A 15395-nucleotide genomic window follows, 5' to 3' on the forward strand; every position below is an offset into this window, starting at 1 on the left:
GGCACCTCAGCCGCCGTACGTCGCCTCGGATTCACCCAGCACCGCCGCGAAGTCCGCGGCGAGCCCGGGTGCGTCGGCCTCGTCCAGGGTGGCGGTCGAGATGCGTACCGCCGCGGGGCTCTCGATCCGGAAGCGGGTCCCGGCCGCCACCCACCAGCCGCGTGTGCGCAGCCCGTTGACCACGGCCGACTCGTCGCGCGTCGGCACCCATACGTTCAGCCCGCTCGCGCCGTACGCGGCGATCCCGTTCGCGCCCAGGGCGTCGACGAGGGCGGTGCGGCGCCGGGCGTAGGCCTCGCTCCCCCGCGCCACCAGCGCGTGCGTGGCGGGGTCGGCCAGCGTCCGGGCCGCGGTCTCCTGGAGGACGTGGCTGACCCAGCCGGACGTCAGCAGCATCCGCCCGTCGTGGCGGGCCAGCGTGGTGGGGTCGCAGGCCAGCGCGGCCCAGCGCAGGTCGATGCCCAGGTGCTTGGAGGCCGTGCGGACCTGGGCCCAGCGCGGCGGGCCGCCGGTGGTCAGGGAGTGCAGCGGTACGCCGGCGATGTCCGCGTTGTGGTCGTCCTCCACGACCAGTACGTCGGGGAACGCCTCCAGCACCGCCAGGAGCTCCGCGCGGCGCGCGGCGGTGAAGCGGGCGCCGCGGGGGCTCTGCCCGCGCGGGCTGCACAGCACCGCCCGCGCCCCGGCGCGCAGCGCCCGTCCGAGCGCGTCGGCGCGCATCCCGTCGTCGTCCACGGCGACCGGCAGCATCCGCAGGCCGAGCGCCGGCACCAGGTCGAGGAGGTGATGGAAGCCCGGGTCCTCGACGGCGACGGCGTCGCCGGGGCGCAGTTCCACCGACAGCAGCCGCGCGATGCAGTCCAGTGCTCCGTGGGCGAAGGTCACGTGCGCGTCGGGCACCCCGTCGCGGGCGAACCAGGCACGGGCGAGCTCCTCCAGGGCGGGCAGCCGCGGATTGCCGCGGCGCGATCCGTAGACCGGGGCGATCCGTCCGGGCGGCGTCAGGACGGGCAGGAAGGCCGGATCGGGATGGCCGCCCGCGAGGTCGCGTATCCCCTCGGGCACCCGCGGCGGCCGCCGCGAGCCCACGGCGGGCGTGGGCGCCACGACCGTCCCGCCCCGGCCCCGGGTGACGACGATGCCGCGCCCGCGCAGCTCCTTGTAGGCCGTGGCGACGGTGCCGGGGCTGACGCCCAGGTCGTCGGCGAGGCGGCGTACCGGCGGCAGCGCGGCACCGGGGCCCAGGCCCCCCTCGGCGACGGCGCGCTCGACGGACGCGGCGATCTCCCTGGCGTTCGCGCCACTGAGCGCATATTGTATTGCCACGTTAGAAAGTATGTATCAATACAAAGGCTCGCGTCAAGGGGGATCCGTGACAGCACGGGGAATGACGGCCGCACTCGACTCCCGGATACCGGGCGGCCCCGACGGCCGCCGCATGCTGTGGATCGCGCTCGTCGACAAGACCGGCACCGGACTGTGGGCGGGCGCGGCCGCCCTGTACTTCACGACCGTCGCCGGACTCGGTATCGCCGAGGTCGGCCTGCTGATCTCCCTGTCCGGCGCCGTCGGCATCGCCGGCTCGCCGATCGCCGGGCGCATCGCCGACCGGATGCCGCTCACCCGGCTGCTCATCGCGCTCCAACTGCTGCGCGCGCTGGCCGCCTTCGCCCTGCTGACCACCGACGCCTACGGGCTGCTGCTGCTCTACACGGCGGTCGGCAGCCTCGGCGACCGGGCCGCCGGAGTCGTCACCAAGCTGTACGCCACCCGGGTCAGCGGCCCCGGCCGCGTCCGCTACCAGGCCGTCAACCGGACCGTCTCCAACGTCGGGTTCGCTCTCGGCGGCCTCGCCGCGGCCGCCGCCCTCGCCATCGGCACCGGTGCCGCCTACCGCTCCCTGCTCATCGGCGACGCCGTGTCCTACCTCGTCGTCGCCCTGCTCACCCTGCGCTGCGGCAATCCCCCGGCGCCGTCCCGCATCGTCACCGCGTCCGGTGCGCCACGGCCGGCCGAACCGACGAGCCCCTGGCGGGACCGTACGTACCTCCTCTACACCGCCACCGACACCGTCCTGTCCCTGCACGACTCGGTGTTCCGCGTCGGCATCCCCCTGTGGATCGTCCACGCCACCGAGGCCCCCGCGGGGCTCGCGCCCGCGCTGATGGTCCTCAACAGCGCCCTCGTCGTCCTCTTCCAGGTGCCGCTCGCCCGGTTCGGCGCCACCACGGCGGCCGCCCGCGGCCTGCTGCGCCCGCTCGCCGCCACGTTCGTCCTCGGCACGCTGGCCCTCGCGGCCTCCACGGCGGGCGGGCCCTGGGCTGCGTCCGTGGCCCTGACCGTCACCGCGGTCACCCTCACCCTCGCCGAGATGCTGCACGCCCTGGTGTCCTGGGAGCTGTCCGTCGCGCTCGCGCCCGCCGGGGCCCAGGGCGAGTACCTGGGTGTCCACGGCCTGGCCCAGTCGGCTCAGCGCAGCGGGGGTCCGCTCGCCACGACCGCGGCCGTCGCCGCCGGGCCCGCGGCCTGGGCGGCCATGGGCGCGGCGCTGGCGGCGACCTGCTGGTGGCAGCACCGGCTGGTCCGCGACCGCCTCGCCGGGCAGCCGACGCCCCCCGAGGCGCCGCCGCCGCGGAAGCCGGACCCGCAGGGCCCCGGGACGCTGGACGCCGGGACGGGGAGTGCCGCCGCCGACTCCAGGGCGTGAATCCCCGCGCCCCCGGGGTCACTCACTCGTCCGGCTGGGACCCGGTGCGATGTACCCGGTGGCCGGGGCGGGCCGGTCCAGCATGGACTTCATGATCGATCCGATGCCCCTGACCCCTCTGACGCCGGACGGCCGGCTCGGTCCCGCCACCGGCCATCCCGGCTTCAGCGACCCGGCCTACCTGCGGCGGCGGGAAGCCGTTGCCGCGCTCGCGCGCGGTCTCGCCGTGGGCGCGCCGTCGCCGCACGTGACGTACACCGACGAGGAACACGCCACCTGGCACACCGCCCACGCGGCCCTCGTCGCGGCGCGGCGGGGCCGGGTGTGCCGACGGGTGGCCGAGGCGCTGGGTCGGGCCCCCGTCCCGTCGGACCGGGTGCCCCAGCACGCCGAGGTCGGCGACCGGCTGCACGAGCTGACCGGGTTCCGGTTCACCCCGACGGGCGGGTTCGTGCCGAACCGGCGGTTCCTGGGCGCGATGGCCGACGGGTTCTTCCACGCGGTGCAGTACGTCCGCCATCCGCGGATGCCGCTGTACACGCCCGAACCGGACGTCCTGCACGACGTGTTCGGGCACGGCGCCCACCTCGCGGACCCGTGGTTCGGCGCCCTGTACCGGACGGTGGGCCGGGCGGCGGCGCGGGTGACGTCCGACGACGCCCTGGACCTGGTCAACCGGGTGTACTGGCACAGCCTCGAGTACGGCGTCGTACGGGAGGCGGGGGAGGTCAAGGCGTACGGGGCGGCCCTGCTGTCGTCCTCCGGCGAGCTCCTGCGCTTCCGGCGGGCGGACATCCGGCCGTGGGACATCGCCGACATGGTCGCGCGCCCGTACCAGGTGGCCGGGTACCAGCCGACCCTGTACGCCGTCGAGAGCATGACCCATCTCGCCGACGCGCTGCACGCGTTCCTGGACACCTTCGACGAGGACACGCGCGAGCGCCACCGGCTGCCGCCGCTGGCCGACCGTGGCTTCCCGGCCCGCCCCATCGCCCGCGAGACACGTCCCGGCGGCGTCCGCGCCTGACCCGGCGGCCCGCGGGATGCGCGGGATGCGGGGCGGCGCGCGCGACCGGGCGCCGCCCCGGATCAGCCGGCGGCCGCGGCCAGGGGGCGGCGCATGCACTGGCGCGGCCACCGGTCCAGGCCGTGGTGCGCCTCGCGGGCACGGATCTCCCTCAGGCCCGGGGGCAGGGTGTCCGCGTCCAGCGGTTCGAAGCCGCAGCGCGCGTAGTACGGGGCGTTCCACGGGACGTCCGTGAACGTGGTGAGCGTCAGGGCCGGGACCCCCTCGGCCGCCGCGCGGTGCGCCAGGTGGTCCAGCAGCCGGCGGCCGATGCCGCGGCGCGCGCTGTCCGGGTGCACCGAGACCTGCTCGACGTGCAGATTGCCGTCGACGCGGTCGGCGATCAGGTAGGCCACCGGGGCGTCGCCGTCGTCGGCCGCCACCCAGGCGAGCCCGGCCCGCGCGTAGCGGGCGAGCTCGTCGAGCGGCAGGGGTTCGTCGTCGGCGATCTCCGCCATGCCGATGTCGCGGAAACACCGCCCGGCGGCCCTCTCGATGTCCTGGAGCAGGGGCAGTTCGGCGGTGCGCACGGCTCGGATCCTCATGGCCCCAGTGTCGCTCACGCCCCGCGGCGGCGGTGCAGGGCGCCGCGGACGTAGGCCGCCTGGCCGGCGTGCTGGAGGTCGTCGCTCAGTACGCTGACCAGCCGGACGCCCAGGGTGACCGGCGGGTCCCAGCCCTCGTCCACCACGCGCTCCAGGTCGGCGGCGGCCAGGCCGCGCACGAACGCGAGGGTCTGGTCGTGGACCGCGTCCAGGTAGCCCAGCAGCAGTTCGCCCGACTCGACGCGGACCTTGCCGACCTGCTGGGCGGTGTGGCCGTACCCGGTCGCCGCCGCCGGAAAGGGCAGGGCGAACCGCTCCGCCCAGCCCTGCGCGTGCCAGACCTGCTCCCGCCGCGCGGCGTCGGCCACGTGGTCGTCCTGGACCCGGGTCAGGTGCCACACCAGCCAGGCGATGGAGTTGGCCCCCGGGTCGGGGCGGGCGGCCAGTTCGTCCGCCGAGAGCCCTTCCACCACCTCGTGCACCACCTCCCGGATCCGTCCGAATCCGTCGGCCAGTACCTCTGTAGCCTTCATGCGCGATCCCCTGCTCGGTGCCTCACAAAGTCAGGGCACCACCATGCGGGACCGGGGCCGCGGCGGCGGGCAGGCGCCACCGCCGCCGCGCCATGGGCCGGTCGGCCGGCTACGGCTTGAGGTTGACGTACACGTTCGTGCTGCCGAACTGGTAGGTGCCGGTGTCCGGGTCCTTGCCCTGCACGCCGGCGTACACGGTGGTCCGGCCCTTGACCAGCGGGTGGCCCACTTCGGGCGTGTGCACCGTGACCGGCGCCTTCCACGGGATCCGCTTGCCGGGGACGCAGTCCACCTCGACGGCGTAGTTGCCGATGACGTCACTCGGCTGCTCCTGCCGGGCCGAGCCGCCCACGTGCAGCCGGGCCGGCTTGGTGCAGGTGACCGTACCGCTGAGGGTGGTCGTGCCCTTGGTCAGCTTGGCGCCGGTGTTGACGGTGACGGCGAGCTGCATCGGCTTCGGCGGCGCCACCGAGGTCACGTGCAGGGAGCCGCGCAGCTCCGCGCGGTCGTCGCAGTCCTGGCGGTAGTCCAGGACGAGCTTCCTGACCGTCCGGCCCTCGCCGAACTCCAGCTCCTTGACCGTGAAGGAGCCCTCCAGGGTCTTGCAGCCGCCGTAGTACCCGTTGACGAACATGCCCGGCGCGTCGACGGTGGCGCCCGGCAGCTCGGGTGCCTTGACCGCGTTCACGTACGAGCCCACCGCCAGCTGCTGCCCGGCGGGCGCGGTGAACTCGGCGGTCCAGACGTCGCCGGGCCGGTTGACGACCACGCGGACGGAGTTGTGGTCCGCCGAGGCCGTGGCGTCGAACGTGTCGTTGTACTCGGCGCCGTACCAGCGGGCCTGGTCGTCGAAGCCGTCGCCCTGGTCGCCCATCCAGTTGAAGTCGCCGTCGGCGACGGGGGCGGCGTGCGCGGCGCCGGCCCCGGCGAGCGTGGCCGTCAGCGGCAGGACGGCGGCGATCGCCAGGGCGGCGGCGGTCCGGCCGGAGCCGGAACGGCAGTTGCGGCCGCGCGCGGGCATGCGGAATGACATGGTGTGTTCCCCCCGTGGTGACGATGTGATCATCCGGTGATCGCGAGTGTGCCACAAGGGTGGTGCGGAGCAGAGGACCTACCGCGCGCGGCCCGCCGTCAGACGCGCAGTTTCGCCAGCAGGCGGTAGAGCGTCTCGGTGCCCTGGCGCAGGGCCGCGACACCGATGTGCTCGTCGGTGCCGTGCATGCGCCGGAGCATGTCGCGGGTCACGGTGAACGGGTAGATGCCGTAGACCGGAACGCCCCGTTCCCGGAACGGTGGTGCGCTGGTGGCCGCCTCGAACTGGCAGGCCGTGGCGCGGACGCCCGGGTGGGTGGACCGGACGGCCTCCTGCCAGGCGCGGAAGACGTCGGTGTCGGTGGTGGAGTCGGGTACGGACAGGTAGCCGCGGACCCGGTCGATGGCCTGCTGCTCGCTCTCGCCCGGGTTGCCGACGACGGTCAGCGTGGCCCGGTCCCCCACCAGCAGTTTCAGTTCGGCGACGATCCGGCCGGGGTCGTCGCCGCCGGGCAGGAAACCGACCCGGAACTCGGCCGCCGCCGTGCCCGGGACGATGCTCGGGTAGTAGCCGGCGCTGGTCGCGGTGTACGACACCGTGGTGCGCAGCATGGCGTTGTGGAGTTCGGGGGTGGCGCTGAGGCGGACGACCTCGTCGGCCGCCCGGTCCCGGGCGTCGTCCGTACGGGCCTCCAGCATGTCCCGTACGGCCTTGGCGAAGGCCGGGTCCTTGGTGGCGCGGGCGAGTTCGGTGAAGTACTGCCGGGACAGGGCGTTGGGGCGGGCGGGGGCGCGCCAGCCGGCGAGCCGGTCGAGTACCTGGCCGAGCCGGGTGACGGCCTGCCCGGTGAACGGCTTGGAGGTGTGCGTGGCGTACGAGGCGGTCTCCAGGCGCAGCAGCAGCGACCGTTTGTCGTTGCAGGTGAGCGTGGCGATCATCGGGGTCCGGCCGTCGCGCTGGTCGAGGACCCAGCCGCCCTCGGTGAGGACGACGCCGGGGTCGACCTTGCCGGGGTGCTCGGTCAGCAGCCAGCGCACCCCGTGCGGCCCCTGTTCCTCGTCGCAGTCGGACCAGAGGACGATGTCCCGGTCGAAGCGGGCGCCCTCCTTGACGTGACGCAGCAGCGCGGCGATGAAGGCGGCGTTGACGCCCTTCATGTCGAGGGCGCCGCGCCCGTAGAGCCGGTCGCCCTCGATGTGCCCGGCGAAGGGCTCCACGGTCCAGGCGTCGCCGGTGGCGGGGACGACGTCGCTGTGGCCGAGGAACAGCAGGGGCTTCTTGCCGGACGGGGCCGCGGCCGGGATCCGGGCGAAGAAGTGGACGTTGTCCGCCTTGGGGGTGGGCACGATCTCGGTGGCCACGCCGGAGGCCTCGAAGAGGCCCTGGAGCAGGCGGGCATGGGGCAGGGTGACCGCGCCGTCCCCGGGGTTGGTGGTGTTCTGGCGGATCAGCGCGACGGCGAGGGCGACGGGGTCGGTCGGGTCGCCGTCGTACGCGGCCGGGCCGGCAGCCGCGGCCGGGCCGGCGGCCGCCGCCGGCTGCGTACGGGGCGCGGCGGCCGCCTCGGTGGCCGCCGCCGGGGGCAGGACCGCGCCGGCGACGGCGGTGACCCCGGCGCCGAGCAGGGTACGCCGGGAGGGGCCGCCGCCCTCCGGGCCGGGCTCGTCGAAGCAGGCGGCGATGACGGCCGCCGGGGACTCCTGGTGGACGTAGTGCCCACCCGTGACGGCGGTCAGGCTGAAGGCACCGGTGGACCACCGCGACCACCGCGCGACGGCCTCGCGCGGGACGTGCTCGTCGTCGGTGGCCCATACGGCGCGCAGCTCGACGGGGAGGGCGGGGGTGCCGCGGCCGTCGTAACCGCCGGCCAGGGCGAGGTCGGCGCGGAACGGGGGCAGCAGGACGTCCTCGAAGTCGGGGTCGGCCAGCAGTTCCGGGTCGGTCAGGCCGGTCGCGACGACGAACGCGCGGGCGTCCTCGGTCGTCACGGCGCCGCCGTCGCCGCGGAAGTCGCCGGGGGTCTGGCCGGCGACCGCGCACAGCCGGGCGACGGGGGTGCCGGTCCCCGCCAGGCGGCGGGCGCACTCGTACGCGAGGAGCGCGCCGAGGCTGACGCCGACGAACACCAGCCGGCGGCCCGCCGCGGCGCCGCGCACGGCGTCGGCGAGGGCGTCGGCGTAGGCGGCCATCGCGGTGACGGGCTCCTCGTCCATACGGGTGCCCCGGCCCGGCGGGGCGACCAGGGCGAGCGCGGTGCCCTCGGGGAGGGCGCCGCGCCAGCCCGCGAAGGTGGAGCCGTGGGCTCCGGTGGGCGGGAAGCAGACGGCGAGGGTGTCCGTGCCGTCCTCGTCGAGGACGCGCAGCCAGGGGGACGCGGGCGGGTGCGCGGGCTGTCCCTGGGCGTCGTGGTCCGGCGTGCTCATGCCTGTCCCTCCTGCCGCATCCGGCGGCACAGTGCGGCGATGCCCCGGACGGTCGGGGCGGCGAGGATTCCGCGCAGCGGGACGCGGCGGCCCGCGACGGGCTCCAGGCGGCCGGCGAGGCGTACGGCGAGCAGCGAGTGACCGCCGGCGTCGAAGAGGTTCTCGTCCGCCGTGGCGGGCGGGGCGCCGAGGAGTTCGGCCCACAGGGCGGCCACGGCGGCCTCGGTGTCGTCGGCGGGGGTGAAGGAGCTCGCGGCCCGGGAGGTGGCGGTCTGTGCCAGGGCGCGCAGGGCCCGGCGGTCGAGCTTGCCGTTGGTGCCCAGCGGCAGCAGCGGTACCTGGTGGATGCGGGCGGGCAGCATGTAGTCGGGCAGCCGGTCGCGCAGGTAGGCGCGCAGGGCGGCGGTGTCGAGCTCCTCGGCGGCCGTCACGCAGGCCGTGATCCGGATCTCGGCCCCGCGCGCGCCCCCGCCCTCTTCCCCGGGGCCGCCTTCCGCGAAGGTGCCGGCGTCGGTGACGTCCGGGGCCTTGCGCAGGGTGGACTCGATCTCCTCCAGTTCCACCCGGTAGCCGCGGATCTTGATCTGGTTGTCGGTGCGGCCGGTCACCTCCAGGCCGCCGTCGGGGTGCAGGCGGCCCCGGTCCCCGGTGCGGTAGTGACGCACGCCGTCGGCGTCGGTGGTGAACCGCTCGCCGGGGTCGCCACCGAGGTAGCCCAGGGCCAGCGGCGGGCCGCTGACCCACACCTCGCCGAGGACGCCCTCGGGCAGCCGGCGGCCGTGGCGGTCGCGTACGGAGAAGGCGGCGCCGGCCACCGGGTGGCCCACGGGGACGCGGTCGGCGTCCTCGGGCAGGGCGGCCGTGTCGTAGGCGCCGATGTTGGAGGCGGTCTCCGTGGTGCCGTACAGGTTGAGCAGGGTGGTGGTGGGCCACACCTCGCGGAACCGGCGGACCAGGGCCACCGGCAGGGCGTCCGCGCCGCTGGTGACGAGCACGGGCCGGTGGCCGCCGGACAGGGCGGCGCTCTCCTCCAGCAGGCCGGTCAGCAGCTGGGGCGTCAGGAACAGGTGGGTGATCCGTTCGCGGGCGACGGCGGCGGCGAACAGCGCCGGGTCGAGGACCTCGTCGCCGGAGAGGACCACGGAGGGGATGCCGGCCAGGAGGCCGCCGAGGAGTTCCCAGGGCGAGGCGACCAGGGCCACGGACTTCTGGACGGCGAGGACGGCGTCCGGGCCGAAGGGGTGGTCGCGCCACATCCACTCCAGCCGGCCGCGCACCGAACGGCGGCTGATGCGTACGCCCTTGGGGTTTCCGGTGGTGCCGGAGGTGTAGACGATGTGGAAGAGGTCGTCCTCGTCGGGCTCGCTCTCCGGTGCCTGGTGCAGCGGACCGTCGGCCAGCGGGGCCAGGGCGACGCGGGGGGCGTCCAGGGTGGGGAACTGGTCCAGGCCCGGTTCGGCCAGGACGATGCCCGGCCCGGCCTCCTCGACCATGCGCCGCTGGCGGCGTACGGGTATCGCCGGGTCCAGCCCGAGGTAGGCGGCCCCGGTCTTCATGACGGCCAGGACGCCCGCGACGGCCGCGGGTCCCCGGTCGGCGGCCAGCGCCACCAGCGTGCCGGGGCGGGCGCCGCGGGCGGCCAGGCGCGCGGCCAGGCGGCCGCTCCACGCGTCGAGTTCGGCGTACGTGAGGGTGGTGCCGGCGTGGCGGAGGGCGACGGCGTCGGGGCGGTCGGCCACCTGCCCGGCGAAGCGGTGCAGCAGGGTGGCGGGGGCGGTGGGCGTCGGGGAGGTGCTGGAGGTGCTCATCGGTGTCCGGCTCCAGGCAGCAGGTCGAGGGAACGGAGGGTGGTGGCCGCGGCGCGCCCCGGGTCGGTCAGGGCGCGCAGGGCGGCGAGGGTGGAGTCCAGTACGTTGCGTCCGGTCCCGGCGTCCAGCAGTTCCCGCTGGTAGGCGTACTGCAGGAGCAGCTCGTCGGGGCCGTGCGGCTGGACGTAGAGGGCGCAGTCGTACTTGGTGTAGCCGGTGTCGAGTTCGACGAAGCGGAAGGTGACGCCCTCGGCGGTGCTCTCGCGGGCCGGGTACGGCAGCATGTTGAGCATCGTCTGGAACACCGGGGTCGCCGAGGTGCTCCGGGAGGTGAGGTCCAGCCGGCGCAGGGTCCAGCCGAAGGGGTGGTCGGCGGCGGTGTAGGCGTCGTAGACGGTGTCGCGGACGTGGGCGGTGAAGTCGGCCAGGGTGGCCCCGGGGTCCAGGCGCAGCCGCAGCGGCAGCATGGCGAGCATGAACGTGGGCACCTGGGCGGCGGCCGGGCGTTCGCGGCCGGCCATCGGGGCGCCGACGACGAGTTCGTCGGCGTCGCCGTAGTAGCCGAGCGCCAGCGCGTAGGCGGCCAGCAGCGGGACGAAGGCGGTGGTGGACGCGGTGAGCGCGGCCGTCCGCAGGCGGGCGGTGAGTTCGGCGTCGACGACCGCCTCGACGATCTCGCCGCGGTAGGTGGGGGCGGCCGGGCGTTGCTTCTGGGCGATCTCCAGGACGGGCAGGTGCCCGGCGAGCCGGCCGCTCCAGTACCGTCCGGCGGCGGCGACCTCCTCGGTGGCGAGCAGGCGCTGCTGGTCGTCGAGGTAGCGGTCGTAGCGGGTGGCGTGCTCGGGGTCGGGGACCTCCGCCCGGCCGGCGTACAGCTCGGTGAGGCGCTGGAAGAGGACGGTGGCCCCCCAGCCGTCCAGGAGCAGCTCGTGGAGGGTGAGCAGCAACCGGTGGGAGCCGTCGGGCAGCCGGAACAGCTCGGCCCGCAGGGCGGGTTCGGCCGTCAGGTCGAAGGGGCGGGCGGCCTCGGTGGCGGCGTGGCGGCGGTACTCCTCGGCGGTGGTGTCGCGGACGGCGGCCAGTTCCGGGACCGGCCAGTGCGGGTAGTGGTGGACCACTTCCCCGGCCTCCCCCGACTCCTCGTAGCGGGCCAGCAGGTGCGGGTTCTCGGCGAGCAGGGTCTGCCAGGCGCGCGCCAGGCGCGCCGGGTCGAGGGGGCCGTGGAGTTCCAGGGAGCCCTGGTAGCTGTAGTAGGGGCTGTCCGGGTCGAGCCGCCAGTGGAAGTAGACGCCGGCCTGCTGCGGGGTGAGCGGGCGGGTACGGGGCGCCCCGGGCCGCGGTGCGACGGGTGCCGTCACGCCGGTTGCCGGGGCGGGCTCCCCGGCCTGCCAGCCCAGGGCCGCCAGCGCGGCCGGGCTGCCGTCGGCCAGGACGTCGCGCAGTGTGGCCCGCGAGCCCGCCGGGCGCAGCCGCGCCAGCAGCCGCATCGCCTGGAGCGAGTCCCCGCCCAGGGCGAGGAAGGAGTCCTCGCGGCCGGCCCGGCCGGTGCCCAGGAGCTCCGCGATCCACTCGGCGATCCGTGTCTCGGCGGGGCCGCGCGGTGCGGTGTAGGGGCGGTCGTCGGGGCGGGCGCGGCGGGGCGGTTCCGGCAGCGCCCGGTAGTCGGTCTTGCCGTTGCCGGTGAGCGGCAGCGCGGACAGCGTCACGAAGGTGCGCGGGACCATGGGGGCCGGCAGCCGCTCGGCCAGGTGGGCCGCGAGCGCCTGCGGTGCGGGGTCGGTGCCGTCGGCCGGGGCGACGTACGCCACCAGCCGGGGCGGGCCGGCGGCAGCCGGGGTGTGGGCGCTCTCGCGGGCGACCAGGGCGCCGTCGGCGGCGGGGGTGCGGACGGTGACCGCGCAGGCGGCGACCTGCGGGTGCGCGCCCAGGACCGCCTCGATCTCGGCGAGTTCCATCCGGACGCCACCGATCTTGACCTGGCGGTCGACGCGGCCGAGGTACTCCAGCTGCCCGTCGGGCAGCACCCGGGCGGCGTCGCCGGTGCGGTACAGCCGGCCGCTGCCGCCGCTCCCGCCCGCGTCGGCGGTGAAGGGGTCGGCGAAGAAGGCGGCCGCGGTACGGTCCGGGTCGCCGAGGTAGCCGCGGCCCACGACGACGCCGCCGACGAAGAGTTCGCCGGCCTCGCCGTGCGCGCAGGCCCGCCAGCGGCCGTCCGCCTCCTCCCGCAGGACGTACAGGTCGGCGTTGCCGATCGGTGCGCCGATCGGCAGGTGGCGGACGTCCGGGCCGGGGGTGGTGAGCACCGCGTGGGTCACGTCGTCCGAGCACTCGGTGGGGCCGTACGCGTTGAGCAGCCGGACCGCCGGGAAGGCCTCGATCCAGCGGCGGGCCAGGGCGGGCGGCAGTTCCTCGCCGGTGGCGATCATCCAGCGCAGGGCGGGCGGCCGGGCGCCGGTGGCGTCATGGGCGTCGAGGAGGAAGCGGATCAGGGTGGGCACCGTCTCCAGGACGGTGGTGCCGAGGCGGCCGGCCGCCTCCAGCAGGGCCGCGCCCTCCTGGGCCCGGGTGTCGTCGTAGATCTGGACCCGGCCGCCGGTCAGCAGGGGCGCGAGCATCTGCCAGACGGAGATGTCGAAGCTCAGGGGGGCGGTCTGGGCGAGCCGGTCCTCGGCGGTCAGGGCGAGGTCGTCGGCCTTGGCCCACAGGTGGTTGAGCATGCCCCGATGCTCGACGGCCGCGCCCTTGGGGCGGCCGGTGGATCCGGAGGTGTACAGGACGTAGCGCACCTCGTCGGGGGCCGGCGGGGCCGGGCGGAGGTACGGCTCGGCGTCCGTCGGCAGGGACGTGGCCGGGGTGCCGGCGGCGGCCGCGCCCTTGACGAGGGCCTCCCGGTCGGCGGGGCCGCCGGTGGTGACGAGGAGGACGGCGCCGCTGTCGGTGAGCAGGGACTCGACCCGGGCGGCGGGCCAGCCGGCGTCGACGGGCAGGTAGACGGCGCCGAGCAGTTCCAGCGCGAGGAAGGCGGTGATGACGTCGGCGCCGCGGCGGCCGCCGACGGCGACGATCCGGCCCGGTCCGGCGCCGGCCGCCGCGAGGCCCGCGGCCGCGCGGTGCATACGGTCGGCCAGGGCGGCGTAGCCGATGCTGTCGGCGCCGTCCTCGACGGCGATCCGGTCGGGGTGGGCGGCCGCGTGCTCCTCGACGTACGCGTACACGCCGCGGTCCAGGGCGTAGGGCTCGCTGCGGGTCAGGGCCGCGGCGAGGGCCTGCTCGCGGGCGCCCTCGGCCAGTGGCAGCGGGCGGTAGTGACCGGGCAGGCCGGGCGGGGAGGACGGGCCGGGCGGGTCGGACGGGCTGATCACTGCTGTCCCTTCTTCTCGGCGACCACGAGCAGGTACTCGACGGGTACGCCGGTGCCGCGCGCGTCGGTGGTGTGGAAGGTCTCGGTCATCTCCACCATCTCCGCGCGCAGTTCCTTCCAGCGGGAGGCCGGGGAGATGGTGTTCTTCGCGGCGATGCAGGGGCCGAAGCAGTTCTCGAAGAAGGCGACGAGCTCCTCGGCGGTGGCGAACGGGTAGAACAGCTCGCGCCGTTCGGTGGTGACGGCGAACCCCGGGCCGAACAGCTCGCCGAGGTGGTCCGCGTCGCCCCACAGCATGGGCTGGCCCTGGTGGCCGGTGGGCGAGGCGAAATAGGAGGACAGGATCGCCTGGAAGTGGGCGGTCCAGCTGCGGGCCGTCCAGTTGCACAGGCCGACGCGGCCGCCGGGGCGCAGCACCCGGGCCATCTCACCGGCGGCGGCCGCGTGGTCGGGGGCGAACTGTACGCCGTAGGTGGAGGTCACCAGGTCGAACGAGGCGTCGGGGAAGGGGAGTTCCTGGGCGTCGCCCTGGTGGAGGGCGACGGTGACCCCGGCCTCGGCGAAGCGGGCGCGGGCGTCGGGGAAGAACTCGTCGGTCAGGTCGAGTCCGTCGACGACGGCCCCGCGCCGCGCGGACAGCAGGGCGACGTTGCCGTTGCCGGTGGCCACGTCGAGGTGGCGGGTCCCGGGTGCCGGGGCGAGCCGGTCGACGAGGAGTTCGGCGCCGGGCCGCAGCAGGTCGGCGACGTGCCGGTACTCGCCGTAGGACCACATGGTGCGGTTGATTTCCTGGATGTTCCGGTCGATCGTCATCGCGGGGCGCCTCTCAGAGCGGGAGCAGGGAGCCGAGGCCGGTGGCCTCGGCGTGGGCGTGGACACGGTCGGCGACGGCGACGTCGAGGACCGACATGCCGAAGGGGTTGCTGACGACGACCTCGTCCGGGTGGCGGCGGCCGGGGTGCCGGCCGGCGATCACGTCGCCGAGGGTGGCGTCGACGGCCCGGGCGTCCGGCCGGGCGGTGACGCCCTCGCGCGGGGTGCCGTCGGGGCCCAGCAGGGTCCCGGCGCGGTGCATCCGGCCGAGCAGGCGCCGGGGGTCGTCGCGCACCAGGCTCCAGTCGTCGACGACGAGGGTGTCGGCGGCCAGTACGGCGGCCTCGGTCAGGTCGTCGAGGGAGACGTGGCAGACCAGGGCGCCGGGCCGCAGCCAGTCCGGCTCGATGTACCCCTGCGTCACGGTGGTGACGGGGATGACCAGTTCGGCGTCCGCGACCGCCTCGCGGGGTCCGGGGGCGAGCCGGGTCTCGACGCCGGCACCCTCGGGGAGGGCCGCGAGGTGGGCGGCGAGGTCCTTGGCCCGGTCGGTCGCGAGGTCGTACAGGGTGATCCGGCGCAGGGTGGGCACGGTGCGCAGGAGCAGCTGGGCGTGGGCGCGGGCGAGCGGGCCGCAGCCGATGAGGGCCAGGCTGCCCGGGGCGTCGACGGCCAGGTGGCGGACGGCCAGCGCGCTGACGGCGGCGGTGCGCATGGCACTGATGTAGGCGGCTTCCATCAGGGCGCGGGGCCGGGCGGTCTCCGGGTCCAGCAGCAGGGTGAAGCCCTGCGACCGGGGTATGCCGCGGTCCGGGTTGCCCAGCGAGGCGTTGATCGTCTTCATGCCGATGACCGGCCGCGCGCCGGTGGGCGTGAGGGCGCCGGGCATGGCGAGCAGGCGGGCGGAGTCGCCCTCCGGGGTGGTCCAGCCCAGGTAGGCCTCCTCGGGCAGGACGGACTGGCCGGAGGCGTGCAGGAGGAGCGCGTCGGCCACGGCCTGGACGATGTCCACGCCGTGGGCGGCCGCGACGACGTCCGCGCGGGTGAGGTAGCGGAACGGGGTGTCGGGATAACGCTCGAAGTCCATGGGGAGACGGCCTCCTTGA

Annotated in this window: 11 protein-coding genes; 2 read left to right on the forward strand and 9 right to left on the reverse strand. The window is 75.7% G+C overall.

Annotated features, from left to right (window positions below; all coding sequences use genetic code 11):
• Positions 1 to 6 precede the first annotated feature (6 nt).
• The gene (locus tag ACIPXB_RS20095) at positions 7 to 1326 is read right to left on the reverse strand and encodes a GntR family transcriptional regulator (RefSeq protein ID WP_401451624.1); all 1320 of its coding nucleotides are present in this window, start codon (positions 1324 to 1326) and stop codon (positions 7 to 9) included.
• A 46-nt stretch (positions 1327 to 1372) separates the two neighbouring features.
• On the opposite strand from ACIPXB_RS20095, the gene ACIPXB_RS20100 reads away from it, so the two are divergent.
• Both ACIPXB_RS20100 and ACIPXB_RS20105 read left to right on the forward strand, forming a co-directional pair.
• Positions 1373 to 2707 (forward strand): MFS transporter, encoded by a 1335-nt coding sequence (locus tag ACIPXB_RS20100; protein WP_401451626.1) that lies wholly within the window; start codon positions 1373 to 1375, stop codon positions 2705 to 2707.
• A 103-nt stretch (positions 2708 to 2810) separates the two neighbouring features.
• Positions 2811 to 3734 (forward strand): phenylalanine 4-monooxygenase, encoded by a 924-nt coding sequence (locus ACIPXB_RS20105; protein ID WP_401451629.1) that lies wholly within the window; start codon positions 2811 to 2813, stop codon positions 3732 to 3734.
• 62 nt (positions 3735 to 3796) lie between these two features.
• Here ACIPXB_RS20105 and ACIPXB_RS20110 read toward each other — a convergent pair whose 3' ends face one another.
• The 8 genes from ACIPXB_RS20110 to ACIPXB_RS20145 form a co-directional block, all read right to left on the reverse strand.
• Positions 3797 to 4318: a GNAT family N-acetyltransferase gene (locus tag ACIPXB_RS20110; protein WP_401451631.1), complete on the reverse strand. Its 522-nt coding sequence runs from the start codon at positions 4316 to 4318 to the stop codon at positions 3797 to 3799.
• 14 nt (positions 4319 to 4332) lie between these two features.
• Positions 4333 to 4851, reverse strand: coding sequence for a DinB family protein (locus ACIPXB_RS20115; protein ID WP_401451634.1), 519 nt, complete (start codon positions 4849 to 4851; stop codon positions 4333 to 4335).
• 109 nt (positions 4852 to 4960) lie between these two features.
• A complete protein-coding gene (locus ACIPXB_RS20120; protein ID WP_401451636.1) occupies positions 4961 to 5884 on the reverse strand; it encodes a hypothetical protein in 924 nt (307 codons plus the stop codon).
• Between the two features lie 98 nt (positions 5885 to 5982).
• On the reverse strand, positions 5983 to 8307 hold the full coding sequence (locus tag ACIPXB_RS20125) for a M20/M25/M40 family metallo-hydrolase (protein WP_401451638.1): 2325 nt from the start codon (positions 8305 to 8307) through the stop codon (positions 5983 to 5985).
• Positions 8304 to 10115, reverse strand: a complete 1812-nt coding sequence (locus ACIPXB_RS20130; protein WP_401451641.1) for an amino acid adenylation domain-containing protein — start codon at positions 10113 to 10115, stop codon at positions 8304 to 8306. Before ACIPXB_RS20130 ends, ACIPXB_RS20125 begins: the two co-directional genes overlap by 4 nt.
• Positions 10112 to 13477, reverse strand: coding sequence for an amino acid adenylation domain-containing protein (locus ACIPXB_RS20135; RefSeq protein ID WP_401451644.1), 3366 nt, complete (start codon positions 13475 to 13477; stop codon positions 10112 to 10114). Before ACIPXB_RS20135 ends, ACIPXB_RS20130 begins: the two co-directional genes overlap by 4 nt.
• On the reverse strand, positions 13474 to 14289 hold the full coding sequence (locus ACIPXB_RS20140) for a methyltransferase domain-containing protein (RefSeq protein ID WP_401451646.1): 816 nt from the start codon (positions 14287 to 14289) through the stop codon (positions 13474 to 13476). Before ACIPXB_RS20140 ends, ACIPXB_RS20135 begins: the two co-directional genes overlap by 4 nt.
• A gap of 13 nt (positions 14290 to 14302) precedes the next feature.
• Complete coding sequence (locus tag ACIPXB_RS20145; protein WP_401451648.1) at positions 14303 to 15376, reverse strand: ornithine cyclodeaminase family protein; 1074 nt, start codon at positions 15374 to 15376, stop codon at positions 14303 to 14305.
• Between the last annotated feature and the right edge of the window lie 19 nt (positions 15377 to 15395).

The organism is Streptomyces sp. NPDC090022 (assembly GCF_044748145.1).
Taxonomy (GTDB): domain Bacteria; phylum Actinomycetota; class Actinomycetes; order Streptomycetales; family Streptomycetaceae; genus Streptomyces.